Source organism: Candidatus Galacturonatibacter soehngenii (genome assembly GCF_008830185.1).
Taxonomy (GTDB): domain Bacteria; phylum Bacillota; class Clostridia; order Lachnospirales; family Lachnospiraceae; genus Lachnotalea; species Lachnotalea soehngenii.
Window position 1 is genome coordinate 920,622 of record NZ_WAGX01000005.1, and the last position, 23,981, is coordinate 944,602.

The 23,981-nt window shown below is 34.3% G+C and carries 17 protein-coding genes and 1 pseudogene; 2 read left to right on the forward strand and 16 right to left on the reverse strand.

The window, feature by feature from the left end:
• Positions 1 to 44 precede the first annotated feature (44 nt).
• The 12 genes and pseudogenes from F7O84_RS11765 to F7O84_RS11815 form a co-directional block, all read right to left on the reverse strand.
• Positions 45 to 980, reverse strand: coding sequence for a sialate O-acetylesterase (locus tag F7O84_RS11765; protein WP_151145278.1), 936 nt, complete (start codon positions 978 to 980; stop codon positions 45 to 47).
• A gap of 14 nt (positions 981 to 994) precedes the next feature.
• Positions 995 to 1,390, reverse strand: a complete 396-nt coding sequence (locus F7O84_RS11770; protein WP_151145281.1) for a GtrA family protein — start codon at positions 1,388 to 1,390, stop codon at positions 995 to 997.
• A 16-nt stretch (positions 1,391 to 1,406) separates the two neighbouring features.
• A complete protein-coding gene (locus F7O84_RS19660; RefSeq protein ID WP_478210077.1) occupies positions 1,407 to 2,519 on the reverse strand; it encodes a glycosyltransferase family 4 protein in 1,113 nt (370 codons plus the stop codon).
• Positions 2,520 to 2,672: 153 nt separating this feature from the next.
• Positions 2,673 to 3,305: pseudogene (locus F7O84_RS19665) on the reverse strand (glycosyltransferase family 2 protein); the annotation flags it as partial.
• Between the two features lie 1,046 nt (positions 3,306 to 4,351).
• On the reverse strand, positions 4,352 to 5,245 hold the full coding sequence (locus F7O84_RS11780) for a class I SAM-dependent methyltransferase (RefSeq protein WP_243140880.1): 894 nt from the start codon (positions 5,243 to 5,245) through the stop codon (positions 4,352 to 4,354).
• A gap of 44 nt (positions 5,246 to 5,289) precedes the next feature.
• A complete protein-coding gene (locus tag F7O84_RS11785) occupies positions 5,290 to 6,561 on the reverse strand; it encodes an ABC transporter ATP-binding protein (RefSeq protein ID WP_151145290.1) in 1,272 nt (423 codons plus the stop codon).
• Positions 6,562 to 6,778: 217 nt separating this feature from the next.
• A complete protein-coding gene (locus F7O84_RS11790) occupies positions 6,779 to 7,594 on the reverse strand; it encodes an ABC transporter permease (RefSeq protein WP_151145293.1) in 816 nt (271 codons plus the stop codon).
• Between the two features lie 8 nt (positions 7,595 to 7,602).
• Positions 7,603 to 8,154 (reverse strand): dTDP-4-dehydrorhamnose 3,5-epimerase, encoded by a 552-nt coding sequence (rfbC, locus tag F7O84_RS11795; protein WP_151145296.1) that lies wholly within the window; start codon positions 8,152 to 8,154, stop codon positions 7,603 to 7,605.
• 17 nt (positions 8,155 to 8,171) lie between these two features.
• Positions 8,172 to 9,041 (reverse strand): glucose-1-phosphate thymidylyltransferase RfbA, encoded by an 870-nt coding sequence (gene rfbA / locus F7O84_RS11800; RefSeq protein WP_151145299.1) that lies wholly within the window; start codon positions 9,039 to 9,041, stop codon positions 8,172 to 8,174.
• A 75-nt stretch (positions 9,042 to 9,116) separates the two neighbouring features.
• Positions 9,117 to 10,193, reverse strand: coding sequence for a dTDP-glucose 4,6-dehydratase (rfbB, locus tag F7O84_RS11805; protein WP_151145302.1), 1,077 nt, complete (start codon positions 10,191 to 10,193; stop codon positions 9,117 to 9,119).
• A 146-nt stretch (positions 10,194 to 10,339) separates the two neighbouring features.
• On the reverse strand, positions 10,340 to 12,760 hold the full coding sequence (locus F7O84_RS11810) for a family 10 glycosylhydrolase (RefSeq protein WP_151145305.1): 2,421 nt from the start codon (positions 12,758 to 12,760) through the stop codon (positions 10,340 to 10,342).
• Between the two features lie 14 nt (positions 12,761 to 12,774).
• Complete coding sequence (locus tag F7O84_RS11815; protein ID WP_151145308.1) at positions 12,775 to 16,077, reverse strand: N-acetylmuramoyl-L-alanine amidase; 3,303 nt, start codon at positions 16,075 to 16,077, stop codon at positions 12,775 to 12,777.
• 396 nt (positions 16,078 to 16,473) lie between these two features.
• On the opposite strand from F7O84_RS11815, the gene F7O84_RS11820 reads away from it, so the two are divergent.
• Both F7O84_RS11820 and F7O84_RS11825 read left to right on the forward strand, forming a co-directional pair.
• The gene (locus F7O84_RS11820; protein ID WP_243140881.1) at positions 16,474 to 17,862 is read left to right on the forward strand and encodes a sugar transferase; all 1,389 of its coding nucleotides are present in this window, start codon (positions 16,474 to 16,476) and stop codon (positions 17,860 to 17,862) included.
• Positions 17,863 to 17,958: 96 nt separating this feature from the next.
• Positions 17,959 to 18,705, forward strand: coding sequence for a glycosyltransferase family 2 protein (locus F7O84_RS11825; protein ID WP_151145311.1), 747 nt, complete (start codon positions 17,959 to 17,961; stop codon positions 18,703 to 18,705).
• Positions 18,706 to 18,781: 76 nt separating this feature from the next.
• Here F7O84_RS11825 and F7O84_RS11830 read toward each other — a convergent pair whose 3' ends face one another.
• The 4 genes from F7O84_RS11830 to F7O84_RS11845 all read right to left on the reverse strand — a co-directional run bounded on the left by F7O84_RS11830 (position 18,782) and on the right by F7O84_RS11845 (position 23,801).
• A complete protein-coding gene (locus F7O84_RS11830; RefSeq protein WP_151145314.1) occupies positions 18,782 to 20,506 on the reverse strand; it encodes a phospho-sugar mutase in 1,725 nt (574 codons plus the stop codon).
• Between the two features lie 21 nt (positions 20,507 to 20,527).
• Positions 20,528 to 21,631: a UDP-galactopyranose mutase gene (gene glf, locus F7O84_RS11835; RefSeq protein WP_151145317.1), complete on the reverse strand. Its 1,104-nt coding sequence runs from the start codon at positions 21,629 to 21,631 to the stop codon at positions 20,528 to 20,530.
• Positions 21,632 to 21,765: 134 nt separating this feature from the next.
• Positions 21,766 to 22,833 carry a mannose-1-phosphate guanylyltransferase gene (locus F7O84_RS11840; protein ID WP_151145320.1) on the reverse strand — a complete coding sequence of 356 codons (1,068 nt, stop codon included), beginning with the start codon at positions 22,831 to 22,833 and terminating at the stop codon, positions 21,766 to 21,768.
• Between the two features lie 17 nt (positions 22,834 to 22,850).
• Positions 22,851 to 23,801, reverse strand: a complete 951-nt coding sequence (locus tag F7O84_RS11845; RefSeq protein WP_151145323.1) for a glycosyltransferase family 2 protein — start codon at positions 23,799 to 23,801, stop codon at positions 22,851 to 22,853.
• Between the last annotated feature and the right edge of the window lie 180 nt (positions 23,802 to 23,981).

A 23,981-nucleotide genomic window follows, 5' to 3' on the forward strand; every position in this document is an offset into this window, starting at 1 on the left:
AATTATAACATTATTCACTTTTTTTGGCAAATCTGTGCTGTAACCTATTCTTCTTTTTCGGTGGTATCACTATAGACATCATCATTTTTGTAATCATATAAACTAGGCGTTAATCCGGTCTTTACATAATAAGCCATATTGGCCCCTGCTTCTTCTCCAATGAGGTTTAGTCCACCTTGTGTATAATGGACTTCATCTCGCATCAATCCCAAGTGCTCTAACTCAACCGCTTTTGTAGAAACAAGAATAAAGTCTTCATTATCTCTGCATAGTTCCGTCTGTGCCTCGATAATCGCATCATACATTCCTGGCTCTTCTGTTCGTATACCAATTCTGATTAGAAAACACTTTTCAACACCACTGTCTTTCATAATAGAAAAGATATCTTTCATAGAGGATATATAGTCTTCTTTTGAGGTTTGCTTGTTTCCATCGCTTTCACCCTGAAGCCAAACCATATAACTGTGACGTATTACATAACCATTATCAAGCAACCATTCTTTTGCCATATTATAGCGATTCACAGCGTCTGGTAATAGATTCCCATCCTCTCTCCAAGAGTGTAGGGTACTTCCTCCTGCTGATGCTGACACAGCAACCACAGGGACTCCACTACCACTATAATACGAGTTAACAAAAGAGGATACTAAGGACCCGGTTTTTAAATCCTTATCATCAACCCCTTCTTCATTATTTTCATATTGACCAAAGGGTTCTTCAATGGGATAAAGTTGAGTCGGATCTGAAATAGCTCGAAACTCATATCCTGCTCCGTCAATTACTACAGGTGCTTTTTCACTATCACCAGTTCCAGACATATTACTTTGTCCCATAAACATAACTAAATCCACTTCACTTCCCTTATTTAATGTAAGCTGTTTGTTTTCACTCGCATGTTTTTCTAGCACGAATACAAGCACGCTTACCGTTAAAATAAGTAGAAAGGAGAGTGCGGCAATTAATTTATTTTTTCTCTTCACAAAAACATCTCCAATTATCTGTCCTCTTTATCCTCCAGAAATATCTTTCTGGTAATAAAGTTATAAACCATAACAATGGCGGTCGCTATTATCTTTCCAAGCATATAATATATCGATACTTTTTCTACTGTAAACCACATAATGATTTGATTGATTCCAAGTCCTACTAGACTCAGTATCACAAATAGAATAAACTCTTTCATTTTATTTGTATCTTGCTTTGTTTGAAATACAAATTTGGTACTAAGAATATAATTTATAATCACGGATACCGTAAATGAGATTCCACTCGAGACCAAATAATTGATTTTCAAAATCTCAGTTGCTGCAAATAATACAAAATAATCAATGAAGAAGCATAAAAAACCTACGACCCCAAATTTCATGATTTGCTCGATTAATTTTTTCATTCGTATTGCTCCTTGTCTAGTCCTGATTTATTGTATGGTCCAATATCTTTTGCGCAGCTTCCAAACTAAAATATTTTTCTATATATTCTGGCATGCACTGGGACATTTGGTTTAACGTGTTCGTATCCTGATATAAATGAACTAACTCATTTGCAAAGGCATTTGCAGCATCCTCTACTCTCATTACATCATGATACTCTAACAAGCCTTGTGCCCCTACACTTGTTGTCATTACAGGTATTTGATAATACAACGCCTCAATAACCTTGCCCTTCATTCCTGCTCCAAAACGTAATGGTACAACCACCATTCTAGTTTCTAGATATGCTTTTTCAAGTTCTTCTTCCGATACAAATCCACGTATCACAACATGATCACTTGCAAGATTCATAATCTTATCTGGTGGATTAGAACCAATTACTTGTAATACAACATCAGGTATACTACATAATACCTTTGGTAAAATCTCTTGTACAAACCATACCACCGCATCTACATTTGGTTCATGTGCAAATCCTCCAACAAATAAAAGGTTCTTTCTTACATTTGCATCTAGTGGCTGTATCTTTCTTGGTTCATCATATACGAAAACAGGAATTGCATACGCGTTGATTTTACTGTTTACTTTTTCTATCTCTTCTATTTCTAAATAAGATGGATAATAGACTACATCTGCTTGTTCCATAATACTATATTCTAATTGTTTCATATGATTTGCATGTGCAAGCAAGGATTTGTCCCTTGTAAAGCTATATTCTAGCAACTCTCTCTTATAGTGCAAATCATGTCCATAATAAATTAGTTTACCCTTAATGCTTTTCTTTAAAACATCTAGGAATTTAAAGGTAGTATAAGGTCGATTGGAGAAAACAACATCAATATGTTTTCCATAATCCATTAGCCACTTATCAACATTTAATAAGTAAAAGCTACCAGTCAACACTTCCACTCCTAATTGTTCTAAATAGACTGAATATACATCATCTGCTTTAAAATCCTCTGGAATAAATTTGACCTGATATCCCATTTTTAAGAACGCTCTTATGTATGCCAAAGTCGATTTTGAACCTGCATCCTTATCAAACTGTGGAACATAGCGGTCAATAAATACGGCTATCTTCTTATTCATACTCCTATCTCTGGCAATAAATAATTCATTTGGATTTTTACACTGCTTTTCTAAATCAAGAGCCCACTTTTCCTTAAACTTTTCTTTGTTTTCAATCTGGTATTTTTTGATTCCATCAGAGGTATCTGTTCCATTTGAAATTCCTTCATAATGAATCACTACTGACTTTGGCTGATATACAACTTTATATCCTTCCTTTCGAACCGAAAATGCAAGATCCGTGTCCTCATAATAGGCAGGTGCAAATCTCTCATCAAATCCACCAATTAAGTTCCACAAAGAACTTCGAATCATCATAGCTGCCCCTGAAATATAATCTACTTCCTTCACATAGTTATACTCTGGCTTATCACACAAATCATTTCTACCATAATTCCACCCATCTGCATTACTCCATATAACGCCACCAGCTTCTTGTAATATTCCATTTGGATACACAAGCTTTGAACCCGTCAATCCAATTCGTTCATCTGCCTCCATTTGTTCTACCAATGGCTTTAACCAATTGTTTGTCACTGTCGTATCATTATTTAAAAACAAGATATAGTTTCCTCTTGCCGCTTTAGCCGCTTGATTGCAATTTCTTACAAAACCTAAATTCTCATTATTACGCTTTATGATTACATTCGCTACGTAATTGGAAAGCTTTCGTGTTAGGTCGGTAGAAACATCATCTCCAATGATAATCTCATAAGTGACATCTTTTGTATGTTCCAGAATAGATTTTAAGCATTTATAAGTATAATCAAATTGATTATATACAGGAATTATAATAGAAACTTGTGGTTTTTCTATGAACGGAAATACTATTTTTTCTAACTTATGATTTTTTTTTTGAAACAAGCCCCTAATCGTCTTTGCTGCTTTGACAGGTGCTCGTCCTATTTTATACATTGGATTAGAACGCATTTTTTGAATGATTGCTTCTAAATCCTGAATGTATTTATCTTTATCTGATATGGTATTGTCCTTGATATAGCAAAGTTCATTGAGATGTTCAATGTCTTTATCTTTTTCTTGCAGCATTTTAAAGCTACTAAGGTCAAAACCTTCCTCCCCTAGATTATCTCTCGACTTAATTGGTTTTTTATAGTTATCGGTATAGATGTACTGACGATTTTCTCCATGAGCGTAGTGTTGATAATGATCTTCCATTTCAAAATATGCATCTGCCAACTCCTGCGTATATCCAAAATATGCAAGAAACTTATCTTCTGTCATGTATTTTTCCAAATACATCCGATATCTTTGATAAAAGTAGAATACGCTTCTATACTTCAAGTATTCAACTGGAACAAGACAATCCACTACCCATTCACAGTCAAGGCAATATATTACTCCATCCTTTTCAATAAAATTATCAAACAAGCAATCGATATTAGCTGGATTTATTGCCATTCCCTGAATCTTTTTCGCCTCTCCAAAAATTTCAATAAAACGTTTTGATTCTTGAAACTCTTCCAAATATTCTGAATGAAAATCAAAGATTTTATTCTGTACAGATTTTATCTTTTCCAGCAATTCTTCTTTGTTCTCAATTACACGAAATAATGAATCTTGTAATGTATTACCCTCAATGTATTCATAGGAGGCAATGCCTTCCTCTATACTAGGTATCAAAACATGAACCTGATTCATTACCTTTTTAATTTGCTCGGATTTATCCCTTAGACTTTGAATGTGAGGGATTGCCTGTTCATTTAATGCTTTTTTTTGAACTATGGTCTTGCCACCCTCTTCAAAAACACATGTACTAATTTGAAACTCAAGTCTTCTTGTTCGATTATATTTTACAAATAAAACATTTTTCATGTCTGCCTCCAAATTCTACCTTATGCCTTTGCAAAAATCAAAAAGGAATTTGAAAAATATTCAAATTTTTGGTCATTGCAAAGTTGGTCGTATACGATATCTTCATCAAATAGCTTAAAACGTGCCCTATCATAGGCAATTGACATATTTCTCAAGTCACCAGCCTTTGGTAAATAGTTCTTGGCATACACTGCATTTGGCAATTTATAATCTGGTATCGGATAATAAAAGTCATTTCCTTGATACCCCGCTCTTTGTAGCAAGGATTCTATCTCATTTTTTGAGAAAGTTCTAACACTTGATACATTTTTGTAATTTTCAATGCCATCAAACAAGTTTCCTGTATGGTCTTCCATTGCACCAGCAAAATATTTTAAACCAAATTTATTTTCAATAGCAATGATTAGTGTTCCATTCGGTTTTAAGAATTTTTTCACTCGTTTTAACATCTCTTCATAAGGTGCTTTTGCGTTAATATAACTATCCGCATATTCTAACACCCCAATTAATGTCACATAATCGAACTTCTCAGTTAGTTCAATATCTTCAAAATTCCCCACCATAATTTCTAGATTATTGTACATTTCATTTCTTTTCGCATTAATAGTTGAACGACGCTTGGATAGTTCAATTCCGACTACTCGTTTCACTTTCTCACAAAATAACCCGGTAATTGCACCACAGCCAGAACCAATCTCTAATAAGGAGGCTTCTTTATCAAAATCATACCACTCAAGAATATTTTGTCTTATTGGAGACAAGTGATATAAAATCGCCCAATCGTCATCCTTCATAAGTCGTTCTTGTATATCTTCCTCGCTTTGAAAAATCTCTAATATTTTATCTTCCACATCACCATCACTATAAAGATCCTCACCCTTATAGTAGGTTAGATTTAATACCTCTTTGTTCATTGCTTCCTCCATTTTGTTCGTCTCTGATTTTGAGTAATTTCCTCTTACGACTCCTCTTCAAATACCACAGCACTGTCCATATCATAAACTCCTACTGTATTCTTATTCGAAATAACACTCAAATTAACAATGTCATACATACGATCATAAATAACAAGCTCTCCATTCTCAAAACCTGTACATCCAAGAGAGAGTAAGTAATCTTTCCCTTGTAACATCATTTTTTGTGTAAAGGAAATGACATATGTCTTTCCTGCTTCTGCCATTTTAACATCCGTATTTTCTACCATTGTATTCGTACCGGTAAGTTCAGAACCTTTGCTATCTTTTATCGTAAAGGCAAAAATCGGTTCGCTGATTGTCTCATTAAAATGAACCTTCATCTTAATGCTAAATTCCTGTCCTTTCATAATCAGGTTACTTAACCTTCCTTGTTCATCAAATATACCAACATCTATGATTTCGGCTCTTTTATCACCATAGATATTTTGATTTGGATTCACGGCCAACTGATGCATCCATTTCTTTGTCTGGTCTACTTCTATTGCCGCTTGTGCTGCAATCTCACTGATTTTGTTTGGATCATATTGATTTGCCAAAATCTTCTTATATAAATCTACGATAACATTTGGCTTACCTTCTTCAACAAAATTACCTCTATTTAGTAAGATTGCTTTATCACAATATTTTATAACACTACTCATGTCATGTGTCACAAGTAAAATAGTGGTTCCTTTTTCTTTGATCTCATTTATTTTATTAAAGCATTTTGCCTGGAAAAAGACATCTCCAACCGATAACGCTTCATCTACAATTAATATTTCAGGTTCTACATTAATGGCTGTTGCAAATGCAAGACGCACCAACATACCACTCGAATAAGTCTTAACTGGCTGATGTACAAAATCTCCAATATCAGCAAATGAAAGAATATCAGGAATTTTCTCTTCCATCTCTTTTTTCGTAAAGCCCATCATTGTTCCATTTAAATATATATTTTCAATACCTGTGTATTCCATATTAAAGCCTGCTCCAAGCTCCAAAAGAGCAGAAATCTTGCCGCTTATTTCTAGACTTCCTTGTGTCGGAGTCAATACACCAGTAATTATTTTCAAAATTGTTGATTTTCCTGAACCATTGGTACCTACAATACCAACTGTTTCCCCCTGTTTCACATCAAAGGTTATGTTATTTAAGGCATAAAAGCTTTTATGGTATTTCTTTTTAAAGGGACTTAGTGTCTCCTTTAAACGATCAATTGGCTTTTCATACAGCCTATAAACCTTACTTAAATCCTTTATACGAATCGCAAACATAAATTCTCTCTCTCCTACTATGAGCACTTAGAGAGTGTATTTTTAACTCTCTTAGTGCGAATGTACTCATTTTTCCTTAGCGAGATTTTTTCGAGCTTAGTAAAAATGAGTTTCCTTTTTCTTCACTTAGAGAGTGTATTTTTACTCTCTTAGTGCGAATGTACTCATTTTTTCTTAGCGAGATGTTTTCGAGCTTAGTAAAAATGAGTTTCCTCATTTATAATACATCTGCAAAATGAGGTTTTAGCTTTTTAAATAATTTAAGTCCTATTACGAATACTATTAATGTAAAGCACCAAAAATATAAGGTGTCAAACGGCTTTTCCCAAAAGCCTACATGCTCCATAAAACTAGAACGATAACCTTCCACGATATAATAAAGCGGATTAATCTTTAAAATCCAAATATATGGATCAAGTCTGCCGTGAAATGGCTCCTCCATATGTGGATGCCACATTATCGGTGTTGCCCAAATTCCAAATTGTAATGCAATATTAACAATTTGTGCCATATCACGAAATAATACCGTGATTGACGAAGTAATAAATGACAAACCAATTAGCAGTACAAACAAACAAAACGTATAATATAGAGCTTGTAACCAATAGATAGAAGGCGTTTTCCCGTATATTAAGTATGCAAAGATCATAATTCCAATAAATATTCCATGAACAAACATACAAGAAATAATTTTTACCATCGGTAATACGCTAACTTTAAATACTACTTTTTTAACTAAATAGCTATATTCAGTAAGGCAATTTGTAGCATGGTTCATGGCTTCACTAAAGAAAAACCATGGTACAATCCCAGGTGTAAACCAGATAAGATAAGGTTCATCTACAGGTGGGGTTGAGCGAAAAGCTACCTGAAATACCAGGAAATAAATCAATATAGTTACAATGGGTTGCACGAACATCCATGCAACCCCAAAGTATGATCCTACGAATCTCTTGCGAAAGTCTGCTACTGCTAATGACATGATAAGCTTTCGTTTGCCTATAACATCCTTCATACTTTCTATAAAATCCATCTTTAACCTCATTTCTTAAGTGACGAAATACCTTCCCACTTTTTATCCTTTTCCGATAACACAAGTTCTAAGTCCTTTGGAATCGGCCACTCAATTCCTATATCAGGGTCATTCCAAATGATTCCTCCCTCATCGTTTGGATGATAAAAGTCTGTGCATTTATACGCAAACTCTGCTGTTTCAGAAAGGACAAGAAAACCATGTGCAAAGTTTTTAGGAATGAAGAATTGTTTCTTATTCTCTGCTGACAAAACCACTCCAAACCACTTACCATACGTACTTGATCCTTCTCTTAAATCAACTGCCACATCAAATACTTCACCACTTACTACGCGAACTAGCTTGTCTTGCGGAAATTCTTTTTGAAAATGCAATCCTCTTAAAACGCCTTTTTTTGAACTGGATTGATTATCTTGAACAAACTGACAATCAATTCCTGCTTCTGCAAAATCTTTGTAGTTATAAGTCTCTACAAAGTATCCTCTTTCATCACCAAATACAGTTGGCTCTATTACCTTTAAACCTTCTATTTCGCATGTTGTTACTTTAATTTTTCCCATATCAAAAAGCCTCTTTCCTATAATCCATTTGCAATATCCATTAAATACTGACCATATGCAGTCTTAAGAAGTGGCTGTGCAAGCTGAATTAATTGTTCTTTATCAATGAATCCTCTTTTATACGCAATTTCTTCAATGCATGAAATATACAATCCCTGACGTTTTTGAAATGCAGCTACAAAATCTGCCGCATCTAACAGCATATCATGACTTCCTGTATCTAACCAAGCAAATCCACGTCCCAAGGTTTCTACATTTAAGTTACCTCTTCTTAAATATTCATTGTTTACACTTGTAATTTCAATTTCTCCTCTTGCAGAAGGCTTTACATTTTTAGCAATTTCTACTACTTCGTTATCATAGAAATAAAGACCAGGCACTGCATAATTTGATTTTGGATTCTCCGGTTTTTCCTCAATTGATAATGCTTTTCCATTTTCATCAAATTCAACTACACCATACTCTCTTGGGTCTCTTACATAGTATCCAAAGATGGTTGCTCCTGTTTCTCTAGACGCTGCTCTTTGTAATACATCTGAAAAGCTTTGTCCATAGAATATATTATCACCAAGCACCAATGCAACATTGTCTTTCCCAATAAATTGTTCACCCACAATAAATGCATCTGCTAGTCCTCTTGGCACTTCTTGCACGGCATATGACATATTTAATCCTAACTGTTTTCCCGTTCCAAATAATTCCTCAAATACTGGCAAATCTCTAGGTGTTGAAATGATTAATATATCTTTGATTCCGGCTAACATTAAAGTAGATAATGGATAATAAATCATTGGTTTATCATAAACTGGCATAATTTGTTTTGATATTGCTTTGGTAAGTGGATAAAGACGTGTCCCTGAGCCACCTGCTAATATAATACCTTTCATTCTTAAGTCCTCCATTTATTTGCTTAAACGTATGATAGGCAGTACCTAAAAATACAGATACTGCCACTATAATTCTTATTGATACATATCCTGATAGTATTTTTGATAATCTCCACTGGTTACATTCTTAAGCCAGTCCTCATTTTCAAAATACCATTTTATCGTAAGCTTAATTCCATCTTTGAACATAGTTTCTGGATACCAGCCGATTTCTTCTTTGATTTTATCTGGAGCAATCGCATAACGTTTGTCATGTCCTTTTCTATCTTCAACATAAGTGATTAAATCTTTGCTTACCAATTTCTTACGTTCATCACCTTCTGGAAGCATTTCTTGTAATGTATCTAAAATGATATGGATAATCTCAATGTTTTGCTTTTCATTATGACCACCGATATTATATCTTTCTCCAAGTCTTCCGTTTTCTTGTACCATATCAATGGCTTTTGCATGGTCATCTACATATAGCCAGTCTCTAACGTTTGTTCCAGTTCCATACACTGGAAGCTTTTTGCCTTGTAATGCATTATTAATAATAAGCGGAATTAGTTTCTCTGGAAATTGGTAAGGTCCATAATTGTTACTGCAATTGGTAATATTTGCAGGAAATTTATACGTATCAATATAAGACTTTACAAGCATGTCCGAAGAAGCTTTACTTGCTGAATATGGACTATGAGGATCTATAGGTGTTGTCTCATAAAAGAATGTATCGTCCTCTTCTAAAGAACCATATACTTCATCGGTTGAAACATGTAAGAACTTTTTATCTTCTTTAAAGCTTCCATCCTCTAACATCCAAGCATTTTTAGCAGCATTTAACATAACTAAAGTACCTAATACATTCGTCTGCACAAAAACCTCTGGATTCTTTATACTTCTATCTACATGACTTTCTGCTGCAAAGTGAACAACTCTGTCAATCTCATTTTCGGCAAAAATCTTCTCAATGGCCTCTTTATCGCAAATGTCAGCTTTAACAAAAGTATAATTCTCTTTGTTTTCCACTTCTTTTAAGTTCTCTAAATTCCCTGCATATGTTAATGCATCTACATTAATGATTCGAATCTCATTATTGTATTTTTTAAACATATAGTGTATATAGTTTGAGCCAATAAAGCCCGCTCCACCTGTTACTAAATATGTTCTCATTTTTAATCTCCTCCATAGGTTCATCTGTTTTTATAATAGTGAATCGTAGCTCACAAAATATGTAAGCATATACATATTTTCCCGCTAAATGCTACGAATAATTATAACATTAGAAATAGAATGCTTCAAGATGTATTTTTGAGGCTTCATTTTGATAATTTCTTTAACTGATTTAATTCCTCTTTTGCCGCTGGTAAACTTAACGATTCATAACGATATAAGCTATAACCTAAATAACCTGCATTTTTTGCTGCTTTGTACTGATGATACAAATTAGAGGTACTCCTGCCCCATCCCATATCGCTTCCCCAAGTAGTCTCTACGGCAGTTCCCACTTTGTATAAGGCCAAACCAGCATACATGGTAGTGTTATTTTTATTTATGGAAGCCCACTGTTTCATTGTATTTGTAAACATCTTTGTGTAAGTCCCGCTTCTTGTTACATAATCATCTGACCAGTATAGTTGGGGGCATATGTAATCAATATATCCTGTAGTAGATAGCCAAGTCTCAACATCACAACCAATTGACTTAGCGTAATCAATATTTCCCGCTGGACTTATACCAAAAATGACATTCGATTTAATGGATTTGATTTTCGCATATACTTGCATTACCATCTTATTAACGTTTGCCATCTTTTCTTCTTGGCTGGTATCGTCAGTTGATAGATAGAAATAATCATCAAAATGAATACCATCTACATCATAATTTAATACAATCTCTTCGACTCCTGACACTATTTTTTTAATAGCACTTGAACTACCAGGATTTACTCGACCACCATCTTTTGTTCGATATGGATTAATCCATGCTTGAAACAACAATCCCTTTTTATGTGCCTGCGTAATCATGATTTCAAGAGGGTCATAATCAGGCCCATCTTCACTTGATGTTATATAGTTTCCCCAGCTATAAAAACGTGAAGGATAAACTGCATCACTAAAAGCTCTTACATGAACAATTACTGTGTTTGCATTTTGTGCTAATACCTTATCATACATTGCATTAATATTTTTTGTAAAATCGCTCTCATTTTTATCTTTTAATAATCCATAATCTAGGTAAGATATCCATACAGCACGCATTTCTTTTGATAGATCTGCCGTATTTTCTTTTGGTATAGTTGCATTACATACCACTTTTTTACCTTTCGAATCATTACTTCGTGCATATACTTGATAATAATAAGTTTTACCATATGTAAGATTTTTATCAATGTATTTTGTCTTTTTTATCTCAGCAACCTTCGTAAATCCTGAGTTTTTCTTGTTAGAACGATAGATTTCATAGGTAACAGCCCCTTTTGCCTTCTTCCAAGTCAAGGTAATCGTATTATCTTTTACAGTTGCTTTAAGCTTCGTAACCTTATCTGGGATTGTATTTGCTTTGATTATTTTCTCTTTCCCTGGTAATTTATCTTTGTAAGGTACTATTTTATAAAAATAAATCTTTCCACATTTGACATTTTTTAGACGGTAGGTGGTTTTCGTTGTTGTCTTAATTTTTTTATAGATACCATTTTTACTCGTTGATCTATAGATTGTATATTTTGTTGCACCAGTACTTGCTTTCCATGAGAGAGTGAGTGAATTAAAGCTTTCTCTTTTGTATTTTAATCCTTTTACTGCTTTGGGTCCTTTCGGTATCTTAATGCTTTTTTTCGTTTGCACTCCTTCGCCTTGTGTTCCATTACTCTTTGCAAATACTTTGTAGTAATAGCTCTTTCCTTGAACCGTACTCTTATCTGTGTATTTTGTTTTATTGGTTTCTCCTACTATTTCATAAGCCGAATTCTTCTTTTCAGAGCGGTAAATCGTATAAACTTGTGCTCCTTTTCCTGCTTTCCAACTAATTGATATACTTGTAACTTTTAATTGCGCCTTTAAGTTGCTGACCTTATCAGGCTTCGTTACTATTGCAATAATATTCTCCTCACCTTGGATGGTATCTTTAAAAGGAACTACCTTATAATAGTATTGAAGTCCACATGAAACTTCACTCTTATAATTCGTAGTACTGATTTTTGCAAGCAGTTCGTATGTTCCATCTTTTTCAGCGGAGCGGTAAATACCATATTGTGTTGCTTCTTCACTTTCTTTCCACGAAATCATTACTTCTTTATAATTCATTGCCACATAGGTTAAAGAAGTAACTGCTTTTGGACCTGTAACGAGTTCTTTTACTACGTTATTGTCATCCAAGGTATTTTGTACGGGCGGTATTTGATTTTCATTTACGTCATCATCTATCTGCGTTGATTCATTTGTTTCTTGACTCTTCTCATCCTCTAATATTTCTTCATGTTCTTCCAGGTTTGCATCCTTGTCTGGATTTTCAGAATTTGTGTCATTATACTCCACTATTATATTATCTTCTTTATTCTCTATAATAGTAGCCTCTTCCTCCAGTGTAAATGTTCCTGTTTCTATTCCTTCTAACGAATCATTGCTAAAAGCATTACTGCCTTGTACCTCTAATATATCATTAGAGGCCAAGGCAGTATTAGAAAACGTAGAAATTATCATTACGGCCATCAGAAGAATTGCAATTATCCTTTTATTCACCGTACCTTCTCCTGTTATTTCTTAGTAAGATTATAATATTCAGCTATGGCAGTTGCCGTTGCTACACCGATGGATTTGAGTCCTAGTTCTGTAGAAAGAATTTCTCTATCTTCTGCATTGGAAAGAAAAGCACTTTCAACTATAATACCTGGAAATCCCTTATTGACACTTGTTCTAATGACTCCGTAATAATCTCCGTTGTCTCCTCGTCTCGTTTTTACTCCTCGGTTATTAAGTCCCAATCCCGTTAAACGGTTTAATATTTGTGCTCCTAATTTAGTAGACTGCGCATTAAATCTTCCATCTAAGGTAACGTATACTTCCGCTCCATTTGCTGAAGATGAATCAGCTGAATTATTATGCTGGCTTATAAACATATCAGCACCATATCTTTTTGCAATGGTGGTTCTTTCATCTAAATCTAGATAGGTATCATCCGTTCTTGTCATTTTAACTATAATACCACTGTATTTTTCAAGTTCTGCTTTTGTATAATAAGATATTTTTAAATTCATTTCGCTTTCTTTTAGTCTGCCATATGTTTTTCCAGGATCTTTTCCACCATGCCCTGGATCTAACACAACTACCACACCACTTTCCTCCTGATCTACACCTACCTCACAGGTTGCTGTAAGTCCATTGATAGTAGTCACTGTAATTGTTGTAATACCTGCAGACAATGCTGTTATTACACCTTTTGATGATACGGTTGCAATTTTATTATTTGCACTTGACCATGTAACTGTAGCGTCAGATACAGACGATGGATTAAAAGATACATTTAGTTTCGCAGTCTCTCCTGATTCTAGATTTAAAGTACTTGAACTTAAATATACTTTACTTGGATTTACATAAGAAACTTGTTTATAATCACTCTTAATCTTTCCTGCTACCGCATAAACTCGGTAATAATATTTCGTTCCATTTTTTAGCTTTTTATTTGTAAAGGATAAAGAAGTCGTTGTACCAACCTCTTTGTAACCAGATTTCTCACTTGTAGAGCGATAAATTGCATAGGAGGATGCTCCTTTTGAGGCAGACCAAGTTAAAGTAATATCCCTTCCACCTGCGCTCTTTGCTTTCAAATTCTTTACTGCTGTTGGTTTGATTTTTGCAGAAGCAACTTTACTCATTTTTCCTTCTTTGCCTTTTGTTACTGCGCAAACTTTATAGTAGTATGTAACTCCCACTTCTACTGTTTTATCTGTATAAGAAGTTTTGCTCTTAGAAACAGTCTTAATTAATGAATAACCTGATTTTTTTGAAGTGGAACGATAAATCGCATAGTTTCCAGCACCTTTAGATTTTGACCAAGAAATCTTTGTACTATTATATGATTTATTTACAGCTTTTACATTCTTAGGAGCATCCGCTAGTGCCACACTAGAAATAATTGCACTTTCTCCACCTTTTGCTTTGTTCGTGTAGGAAACAACTTTATAATAGTAAGTAACACCCGTTTTCACAGTATCTGAATATTTGTTACTTGTAACCGTTTTGACTTTTTTATATCCGCTTCCCTCTTTGGTAGAACGATATACTACATATTTGGTTGCTCCACTTGCCTTTTTCCATGACAAACCAATTTTATTATAAGCACTACTTGATGCTTTTAGCTTTTTAACTCCTGGAGCTGCAGCATATAAAGTTGCTTTGTTACTGTCACCACTTTCAAAAACTCCATTTACAGCAGTTACTTTATAAGAATATTTTGTTCCTGTTTTAAGGCTAGAATCCTTATAACTTGTGCCAGTTGTAGTTTCTACTAATTTGTAAGCCCCACCTTTGGCTGATCTATAAACCTTATAACTAGTTGCACCTTCTACGCCGCTCCAGCTAAGTTTTACGCTTGTAGCAGAAGATTGCGTGGCTGTTAAATTCTGTGGATTGTCAATTGTAGTCTTTACCGCTATTTCTGAACTCGCTGCACTCTTATGAATGGTACCTGCGTCATCAGTTGTATATGCATAAACTCGATATTTATATTCTTTCCCTACAATAATATTGTTGGTATCAACATAAGAGGTTGTTGTTGTTTTGGTAAGTTCTAATACAGTATTGGTATCTGTTTGGATTCTTTCTACTATGTACCCTTTCGCACCACTTGCTGTACTCCATGTGATTTTTATACTATTATAATTATTCACACTAGCATTTACGTTAGTTGGTATTTCTGGTACTACGATAGTAGGTTGTTGTGCTGGAGCAGTCGTGGTTGGTTGACTGGTCTGTGCACTTGGGTCATTCGAAGTATTAGGTACTTGTTGGGTATCCCCTTGTTCGGTTACGACTGCTTCTTTATCCTTTGAAGGGTCATTTGCTGCATTTTCATCTGCCACGTTTTCTTTCTTGTCATCGTCCTTAACCGAATCATCCACTTGGCTTTCCTGTTCAGAAACTTCAATACGATTTGTCGTATTCTCTAAAACTGTAGCATTTTCATCTACACTATAGCTTCCTTGTTCAATCTCTTCCTTATCAGAAGGCAGAACGATACCAGCTGCTGCAAAAAAGGCAGTTGGTCGATTCATCGACACTTCTGCCTTTGCTGTTTTGCCTATTGCAAACCATTCAGCCTTAATTGTACCACTTTTTATAATAAGACCTTTTTCACCAAGAGTACTATTGTTAAGAACCCCAACACTCTTGCTTCCTGTTGCTAGTAAATCAGCATGATCCAGCTTGATTGTACCTTCATTATAGATTACAATTCCATTTTCTTTCTCATTAACGATACTACCTTCACCTTTAAGAGTTAATGTAACACCCTCACCTACTTGTATTATGGCAACTGCTTCTTTTGAGCTTATTTTATAACCATTCAATTCTAAGTTAATTGATGTTTGTTCCATATCGGTTGGTAGTTCAAGCTCAATCATCTCTTCAATTTGCAAATCCTTATCAAGAGTGATTGTTCCATTCTCTAATAATGCAGTGTTGAATAATTTTTGCGTTGCAGATATCTGTTCTTTTGACTCTTCTTTTGATTCTGCCTCTTCTTTTACAGCACTATTATCCGTTGTTGGTGGTGTGTCAGTAGAAGTACTTTCATCAGGCACTTCCTTTTCTGTCTCATCCGTTGCATCTGTATCCTGTGTTTGTTTACTTTCTTCCGTTGTTCCTTCTTCTGTCTCTTGGTTCTCCATAGTAGTTTCTTTTGCTTCATCAGTTGACTCTTCTTGAACTTCTGCCTGATTAGTCGATTCTTGTTCTGTCTGCGTATTCACGTACTCTGTGGCACGAACTGGCAATTCAAAGCTGGTAAAAGTTAAAGCCGTTACCAAACTGATTGCTAAAGCTTTCTTCATTAATCGCATATCTTCTCCTCTTCCCTCGCATATGTAGAATAATTGTAACTGATTGAAATAAGTGTTCTTTATAAGATTTAACACCAAATTTCAACATAATCTTTATATAACATAAATTATAAATCAGCATACGGTAGAAGTCAAAAACTAATTACTTACAAATTATTTAAAATCTTAAATATTTACTTAAGTTTCTGGAAACTAAGTAATATTTTTACATAATTCTCACTTTTTTACATAAAATACATATTCATTTCTCATCTTATTTAACCTACTCCTTACATTTTTTAGCAACAATATTGACAAGTATTTTTACCTCTGTTACACTAACTCTGAATATGAATTAGAAGTTTAAATTTTTTGACAATTTTTGTTTATGAAAAGGAAGAATTAGAGGTATTCAGTTTGAATAATAATAGAGAACAATTTAAACGAGTGATTATTTTTATAGAAATGACTGCGATTATTGCGTTGCAGGCCTTAGTATTTTGGAATGTATGGATGAATTACTATAATCAAATGCTTCCAAAATCGTTACGCTATTGGAGACGTGGGCATTGGGTCGTAATTATCTTATATATCGTGTTATTATACTTTTTCTCACGTGTTTATGGTGGATTTAAGATTGGATATCTTCGACTATCTGATGTGATTTTTTCACAGATATTATCCATGATATTAGTGAATTTAATTACGTATGCTCAGATTTGTTTGATTGGACGCTCCATCATGAGCTTTACCCCGATTTTATTTGTAATATCAGTGGATATTGGAGTCATATGCGCCTGGGCACTTATTAGTAAGTATGTATATATGAAATTATATCCTCCTCACAAGATTATCATGGTGTATGGAGATAGAGAATCTACTTCGCTGATTCAAAAGATGAGCCGCCGTAAAGACAAATACGATATACAAGAAAGCGTTCATATAAGTGAAGGCGAAGATGTCATTATGGAAAAAATTCTAGGTTATGAAGCCGTAATTATCTGTGATGTCCCTTCACAGATAAGAAATAACATTTTAAAGTTTTGTTTTAAATATTCCATTCGAGTTTATGTAACACCAAAGTTATCCGATATTATAATTCTTGGTTCTGATAGCATACATTTATTTGATTCTCCACTTCTTCTTTCAAGAAATAGTGGCTTAAATTTAGAACAAGCCTTTGCCAAACGAATCCTAGATCTTTTTGTTTCGATTCTAATGTTAGTTATCGCTCTTCCTTTTATGATTATCATCGCTCTTTTAATCAAATGCTATGATCGAGGCCCCGTTTTTTACAAACAAGAGCGCCTCACCATAAATGGAAAGAAGTTTATGATATATAAGTTTAGAAGTATGAAAATGGATTCAGAAAAACATGGTGCAAGACTTGCCATGAAAAATGATGATCGTGTAACACCAGTTGGTAGAGTTCTTCGAAACATTCATTTTGATGAGTTACCTCAGATTTTCAACATTATAAAGGGCGAAATGTCGTTAGTAGGTCCCAGACCAGAACGTCCTATTATCGCCCAGCAATATGAAAAAGATATTCCAGAGTTTTCATTTCGTTTAAAGGTAAAGGCAGGTCTTACAGGTTATGCACAAGTTTACGGAAAGTATAATACAACCCCTTATGATAAGTTGAAACTTGACTTAATGTATGTAGAGAATTATTCTATTTGGTTAGATTTTAAATTACTTTTAATGACCTTTAAAATACTATTTCAGAAAGAAAATACTGAAGGTGTTGAACAATGGCAAAAGACCGCTGTTAAAAATAATTCAGATGATATATCCTCATCATAGAAGAATTAAAACAAATTGAACTTAGATACAAATGTTGAGCTGATGGGATAGCAAAGTAAATATTCTATCGGCTCAATGCATAAAAAGGAGAGTATAATGGAAAAACCACTGGTCTCGGTTATCATGCCGGCCTATAATGCAGAGAAGTTTATTGATACAGCAATACATTCCGTACTTATTCAAGATGTTCCTTTAGAGCTAATTATCATAGACGATTGCTCGACAGACAATACGAAGAAGGTACAAGTAAACTATCAAACCCATTCTAATGTAATTTATGTAAAAAACGAAAGTAATCTCGGTGCTGCTGCCTCTAGAAATAAAGGTGTAGCCATGGCAAGGGGAAAATACATTGCTTTTTTGGATGCAGATGATTATTGGCTTCCTCATAAATTATCAAGACAGCTAGATGCTCTTTTGGCAAAACAGAGAGTCTTATGCAGTACGGCCAGAGAACTTATGACACCTGATGGTAATTTGACAGGAAAAGTCATTCCTGTTCCCGAGAATATTACGTATTCTATGATGTTAAAACATAATTTAATCAATTGCTCCTCTGTGGTTATGCTTCGAGATGTAGCCTTAGAATTTCCAATGGAGCACGAAGATAGCCACGAAGACTATATTATGTGGTTAAAAATCTTACAAAAATATAAAAAAGCCTGCGCAGTAAATGAGCCACTTTTAAAATATCGCTTAAGTAATTCTGGAAAGTCTGGGAGCAAGCTACACTCTGCTAAAATGACGTATAAAGTCTATCGGTATATGGGCTTTGGACTTTTTAAAAGCTGGGCTTGTTTTGCTTCTTACGCAATACATGGAGTGTTAAAATATAGAAAGTAAAGAACGAAATAACCCTAAGTGCAAAATCTAATAATTTTACAATTAGGGTTATTATTTTTACTTTTTCTAACAGTAACTAGGATTCTATCATTGACATAAGAGCATCCGTAAACTCTTTTAATTTTTTCTTAGCATCCTCTAAGGAATCGCCTTTTACTCCAATATAAAACTTTATCTTTGGTTCCGTTCCAGATGGTCTGACACAACACCAAGCATCTTCCTCCATCTCAAAATATAATACATTCGATGCGGGTAGATTGGTATCCCTTTTCTCTCCTGTCTTTAAATCTTTAATGAATCCCGCTTTATAATCTCTAAAATACAACACCTTCTTATTACCGATTCGGATTGGTGTATTCGTTCTTAATCCATTCAATATATCTTCCATTTGTATAGAACCATCTACACCTTTTAGGGTAACCGACTTCAATACCTCTTGATAATAGCCGTATTTTTCATAGATACGAAGCATCTGATCCCATAGCGTCATATTCTTACTCTTATAATAAGCTGCGGCCTCACAAAGACTCATGACTGCCACAATGGCATCTTTATCTCTTGCATGAGTTCCAACCAAACATCCATAGCTTTCTTCAAAGCCAAATTCATAATGGTATGTTTGTTGTTCCTCAAATATTTTGATTTGTTCTCCAATGTATTTAAAGCCTGTTAACGTCTCAATGTGCGTTAGTCCATAATGCGTGGCAATTGCCTCCGTCATATTGGTAGTAACAATGGTATCAACAATTGCTCCATTTTTGGAGAGAATTCCTCTTTCTTTTTTTGCTGAAAGCAAATATTCACATATCAGTGCACCAGACATATTTCCAGTAAAGGCAATGTATTCATTAGTTTTACAATCCTTTACGTAGATTCCAAGTCTATCCGCATCTGGATCCGTTGCAAGTACAAGATCCGCATCCACCCTTTTTGCCAATTGAAGTGCCAATGTGAAAGCATTTTTGTCTTCTGGATTTGGATAGCGAACGGTTGAAAAATTTCCATCGGGTAATTCTTGCTCTTTCACCACATAAACATGCTTAAAACCAATTTCTTTTAGGATTGATTGAACGGGAATGTTACCAGTTCCATGAAGAGGGGTATATACAATTTTAATATCGTTACTTACCTGCCTAATTACGTCAGGATTTACGACCAGCTTCTTTAACGCAGCATAATACTTTTGATCCATTTCCTCACCAATTACATGATAAAGATTTTGTTCCATCGCATCTTTCTTTGTCATTGTTTGTACCTTTGCATAATCTGTAATTGCATTTACCTCTGCAATAATCTGGCTATCTTTGGGAGCTGTAATCTGCGCACCATCTTCCCAATACACTTTGTATCCATTGTATTCTGGTGGATTATGACTGGCTGTTATCACAATTCCTGCAATACAACCTAATTCTCTTACTGCAAACGATAGCTCTGGTGTAGGACGTAGACTTTCAAAAAGATAGGTTTTTATTCCATTGGCATTCAAACATAAAGCGGCCTCTTCACTAAACTCGAAAGACATATTTCTTGAATCATAAGCAATTGCAACACCGTTACCTGCCTTCCCCTCTTTGTGAATAAAGTTAGCGAGTCCTTGCGTTGCTTTTCTGACGGTATATCGATTCATTCGATTGGTGCCTGCTCCAATGATCCCTCTTAGTCCTCCTGTCCCAAAGTCCAAATCCTTATAAAAACGATCTTGTATTTCTTCTTCCTTCGTTAGTTCACTGAGTTCTTTTCTTGTGTTTGCATCAAAATAAGCATTATTTAACCAGTTACGATAGACTACCTTGTAGTTCATTCAAATCCTCCCCAACCATTTTTACATATTTAATTCTCTCTCTACACAATTTAGTGCCTGCTCTATCACATTATGCATATCATAATATTTATATTCGGCTAGTCTTCCCCCAAAAATCACTTTTTCTTCTTGCGTGGCAAGCTGCTTATATTGTTCATACACCTTATTATTCTTCTCATTATTTACAGGATAGTAGGGTTCATCGCCTTTTTCCCAAGTCTTTGGATATTCTCTTGTAATTACAGTCTTTGGCTGCATACCAAATTCAAAATGCTTATGCTCAATTATTCTTGTATAAGGAACTTCATATTCTGTATAATTCACAACCGCATTTCCCTGGAAATTATCTTCCTCTAGCGTTTCGCTTTCAAAGCGCAAACTTCTATACTCCAATGTACCGAATTGATAATCATAGAATTCATCAATCATGCCAGTAAATACAATCTTTTCAGCCAATGTGTTTAACTTGGCTTTGTTCGAAAAATAATCAGTATTTAATTCTACCGTTATTCCTTCTAACATTTTTTCAATGATTTGTGTATATCCTCCGATTGGAATTCCTTGATAGAAATCATTAAAATAATTATTATCATAAGTAAAGCGAACCGGTAATCTTTTGATAATAAAACTTGGCAACTCGGTAGCACTTTGTCCCCATTGCTTTTCTGTATATCCTTTGATTAGCTTTTCATAAATATCTTTACCCACCAAAGAAATTGCCTGCTCTTCCAAATTCTTAGGTTCTATGATACCACTTTCTTTGATTTGTTTTTGTATCATTTCTTTTGCCTGAGAAGGTGTTGTGACTCCCCATAGACCGTGAAATGTATTCATATTAAAGGGTAAATTGTAAAGTTCATCTTTATAAACTGCTACTGGTGAATTCGTATATCGATTGAATTTTGCAAATTGTCCAATGTATTGCCACACCTTTTCATTGCTCGTATGGAATATATGGGCACCATATTCATGTACATGAATATCTTCAACCTTATTTGTATAGATATTACCAGCTACATGATTTCGCTTGTCAATAACCAAGCATTTTTTGCCTCTTTTATTTGCCTCATATGCAAAAATTGAGCCAAATAATCCTGCTCCTACAACTAAATAATCATATTTCATATAGTTGCCTCCCATTTGTTTATTTGAATAAACTTTTGTCTTTTTGTATCATATATGATTTAGCCAAAGGAATCAAGCCCCTAGTACAATAAAATAAAACAAACACGTGATATCTATTATACCACGTGTTTGTTTTATAGGTATTCTTCCTTACCCTTTTCCTTTAGTATATCCACAATCTTCTTTACATCCTGTGCTTTCTCTTTGTTGCATACTAGCACTACATCATCCGTCTCAACAATAATCGTATTTTCAATGCCTATCGTAGCAATTAAGCGTTTATCAGAATATGAGATGCAATTCGTTGTTTCTAGGTTAATCTGATCACCTTTTATGATATTCCCATTTTCATCGGTATCATATAAAGCACCAAGCATGTCCCAACTTCCTAAGTCATTCCATCCAAAATCGCCTGTTAGTACGACTACATCGTCCGAACGCTCCATAATACTGTAATCAATGGATATACTTGGAATGTTAGGATATATTTCTTGAATTACATCCATTTCACTCTCCGTATGAAGAGCGTCACTTATTTTCATTAGCTCGTTGTATACTCTTGGAATAAATCTTTTAAAGTTCTCAAGTATAGTAGATGCTTTCCACACAAACATTCCACTGTTCCATAAAAACTCACCGCTTTTAAAATACTTTATTGCGGTTTCATGATTTGGTTTTTCTACAAATGTCTCTACATCTTTGATAGAACCTTCTTGAGTCTTATCAAATTTGATATAACCATAGCCAGTCGATGGAAATGTTGGAGTAATACCTATTGTTACTAGCTTTTCGCCTTGTTTAGCTACTTCAATTGCTTCTAATAAAACAGTATGAAAACGTTCTTCATCCTTTATGTAATGATCGGAGGGAAATATGCACATCACTCCATCACCATATTTTTTAATAATTTCTATTGCTGCGTATCCTATGCAAGCAGATGTATTTCTTTGTGCAGGCTCTGATAAAATGTGTCCGCTTCTTATATCATCTTCTACTAATTCTTTCATTCTATCCGCTTGCTTTGTGTTGGTAACTATAAAAATATCTTCTTTTTTAATAATAGTTGATATACGATCAATGGTTTCATTAATCATAAGTCCGTTTCCACTTAAATTAAGAAGCTGCTTTGGAGTTGTTTTGCGACTTAGAGGCCAAAATCGAGTGCCTGCCCCTCCTGCCATAATAATGCCATAAGTTTTCATAACTTATTTACCTCTTATTATTTTAAATATTTTTCAATGATATATCTTGGTCTGTGTTTGCTTTCTAAATAAACTTTACCAACATATTCTCCAACAATGCCTACTGCTAATATTTGAAGCCCACCAATTGCCCATATGGATACTATTAAAGAGGTCCAGCCTGCTGTTGTTACACCTCTAAAATGTTGAATAATTGACCACAAAGCCATACAAATGCTTGCTAAAAATATTAGGATACCAATCGTTGTAATCATTCGAATCGGTTTTATACTAAATGATGTTATTCCATCGGTAGCAAAGGCGAGCATCTTTTTAAGAGGATATTTTGACTCTCCTGCAAAGCGCTCATTTCTTTCGTACTCAACAATCGTACTTTGATAGCCAATCTGTGGAACGATACCCCTTAAAAATAAATTTACTTCTTTAAAGCTTTCAAGATTCTCAAGACTTCTCTTACTCATCAAACGATAATCTGCATGATTATAAACTAAATCAACTCCCATCATAAGCATTAATTTGTAAAAGCCTTGTGCAGTAAACTTCTTAAAGAAAGTGTCTTTTTTTCTTGCGCTTCGAACACCGTAAACGATATCATTTCCTTCGTAATATTTCTTTACAAATTCGTCTACCACATTAATATCATCTTGTAAATCTGCATCCATTGAGATCACCATATCTGCGTGTTCCTTTGCTGTCATAAGCCCTGCTAGCAATGCATTTTGGTGTCCTCTATTACGAGCCAGATTAAGTCCTTGAATCAGTGGATTGGAGGCATTTAACTCTTCAATGATTTTCCATGTATTATCTTTTGAACCGTCATTTACATAGAGAATTTTACTGTCTGGAGATATTTGCTCCTGATTTATCATATTGTTTAGTTTTTCGGTTAATCTACTTGTTGTCTCATGTAATACTTCTTGTTCGTTGTAACAAGGTATTACTAAGTAAAGAATCTCTTTGTTTTTCATTTGCTTCCCTCTTCTTATAGATTTATATATTTTTCAAACATTTTATCTTTAATTGTATCAATAAATTATAACATATTCATTCTAAGTGTCAAATTGATGTTCACTTAAAGTTTATTACTACTTTTTAAAATATAATTAGAATCATTCTCTTCCATTCAAAAATAAAGATAGGTCATAAGC

What these genes read in the sequence shown, in the direction of transcription:
- F7O84_RS11825 (WP_151145311.1), top strand. Translation starts at nt 17,959, where the DNA reads ATGGAAAAACCACTGGTCTCGGTTATCATGCCGGCCTATAATGCAGAG.
- F7O84_RS11840 (WP_151145320.1), bottom strand. Translation starts at nt 22,833, where the DNA reads ATGAAAACTTATGGCATTATTATGGCAGGAGGGGCAGGCACTCGATTT.
- F7O84_RS11845 (WP_151145323.1), bottom strand. Translation starts at nt 23,801, where the DNA reads ATGAAAAACAAAGAGATTCTTTACTTAGTAATACCTTGTTACAACGAA.
- F7O84_RS19660 (WP_478210077.1), bottom strand. Translation starts at nt 2,519, where the DNA reads ATGAATAAGAAGATAGCCGTATTTATTGACCGCTATGTTCCACAGTTT.
- glf (WP_151145317.1), bottom strand. Translation starts at nt 21,631, where the DNA reads ATGAAATATGATTATTTAGTTGTAGGAGCAGGATTATTTGGCTCAATT.
- F7O84_RS11790 (WP_151145293.1), bottom strand. Translation starts at nt 7,594, where the DNA reads ATGGATTTTATAGAAAGTATGAAGGATGTTATAGGCAAACGAAAGCTT.
- F7O84_RS11815 (WP_151145308.1), bottom strand. Translation starts at nt 16,077, where the DNA reads ATGCGATTAATGAAGAAAGCTTTAGCAATCAGTTTGGTAACGGCTTTA.
- F7O84_RS11780 (WP_243140880.1), bottom strand. Translation starts at nt 5,245, where the DNA reads ATGAACAAAGAGGTATTAAATCTAACCTACTATAAGGGTGAGGATCTT.
- rfbB (WP_151145302.1), bottom strand. Translation starts at nt 10,193, where the DNA reads ATGAGAACATATTTAGTAACAGGTGGAGCGGGCTTTATTGGCTCAAAC.
- rfbA (WP_151145299.1), bottom strand. Translation starts at nt 9,041, where the DNA reads ATGAAAGGTATTATATTAGCAGGTGGCTCAGGGACACGTCTTTATCCA.
- F7O84_RS11830 (WP_151145314.1), bottom strand. Translation starts at nt 20,506, where the DNA reads ATGAACTACAAGGTAGTCTATCGTAACTGGTTAAATAATGCTTATTTT.
- F7O84_RS11770 (WP_151145281.1), bottom strand. Translation starts at nt 1,390, where the DNA reads ATGAAAAAATTAATCGAGCAAATCATGAAATTTGGGGTCGTAGGTTTT.
- rfbC (WP_151145296.1), bottom strand. Translation starts at nt 8,154, where the DNA reads ATGGGAAAAATTAAAGTAACAACATGCGAAATAGAAGGTTTAAAGGTA.
- F7O84_RS11785 (WP_151145290.1), bottom strand. Translation starts at nt 6,561, where the DNA reads ATGTTTGCGATTCGTATAAAGGATTTAAGTAAGGTTTATAGGCTGTAT.